The following is a 936-nucleotide window of genomic DNA, read 5'->3' as shown; positions in this document are numbered from 1 at the left end:
CCATAATGGATTGTGTCGCCGATATCGTCGCTCGTGCCGGTACGCTCGGGAACACTGATTTCCAAATCCAAAATCAAAGTCTGTTTACGCTCGCGCTCCCAATCATATACGCCGATTAAAGTATCAGCCTTCATGCCGTACAAAAAGATTTTATCCATTTGCCTGTCCGTTTTTTTGATAGAATAACCTTTCCCATTTTAAGTAAAGCACCCAAAATGTTCAATGTACTCGCCATTATTGCCGCCTATCTTATCGGCTCCCTGTCTTTTGCCGTCATCGTATCAAAATATTACGGTATGGACGATCCGCGCACTTACGGTTCCGGCAACCCCGGTGCCACCAACGTCTTGCGCAGCGGTAAGAAAAAAGCAGCCGCACTGACTTTGCTCGGCGATGCAGTAAAAGGCTTGGTTGCCGTCATCTTGGCACGCTGTCTGCAAGATGCTTTAAATTTGTCTGATGCAACGATAGCCCTGGTTGCCATTGCCGCATTGGTCGGCCATATGTGGCCAATATTTTTCAATTTTAAAGGCGGCAAAGGCGTAGCCACCGCATTGGGCGTCTTACTCGCCCTCTCCCCCGCAACTGCCCTACTCTGCGCCTTGATTTGGCTGGTCATGGCATTCGGTTTCAAAGTATCCTCACTCGCCGCACTGGTCGCCACCGTCTGCGCCCCTATCTTCGCTTTCTTCATGATGCCACACGCCTCTTGGGCATGGGCAACCGTATTCATTGCCGCATTGGTGTTGTACCGCCATAAAAGCAATATTCAAAACCTAATTCAAGGCAAAGAAAGCAAAATCGGAGATAAAGCCGGAAAATCTTAAAAGCGTAGATACAATCAATAAAAGGCCGTCTGAAAGTATATTCTCAGACGGCCTTCATAGTTTTTATTCACGCATAATCAGTCAATCTTAATATATTCCACCGACAGAA

2 protein-coding genes are annotated in these 936 nt (G+C 47.2%); one reads left to right on the top strand and one right to left on the bottom strand.

Annotated features, from left to right (window positions below):
• A partial coding sequence (locus ACTHUT_RS21175) for a dihydroneopterin aldolase (protein WP_440419771.1) occupies window positions 1-158 on the bottom strand: 158 nt, incomplete at its 3' end.
• Window positions 159-215: 57 nt separating this feature from the next.
• Between ACTHUT_RS21175 and plsY the strand changes: the two genes are divergently transcribed.
• The gene (plsY, locus tag ACTHUT_RS21170; RefSeq protein ID WP_063075428.1) at window positions 216-827 is read left to right on the top strand and encodes a glycerol-3-phosphate 1-O-acyltransferase PlsY; all 612 of its coding nucleotides are present in this window, start codon (window positions 216-218) and stop codon (window positions 825-827) included.
• Window positions 828-936: the final 109 nt, after the last annotated feature.

The sequence above is a fragment of the Neisseria sp. P0022.S010 genome (genome assembly GCF_051956635.1).
Note: the sequence above shows the minus strand (reverse complement) of the source record. Positions and strands in the feature narration are given on the sequence as shown.

What these genes read in the sequence shown, in the direction of transcription:
- plsY (WP_063075428.1), top strand. Translation starts at nt 216, where the DNA reads ATGTTCAATGTACTCGCCATTATTGCCGCCTATCTTATCGGCTCCCTG.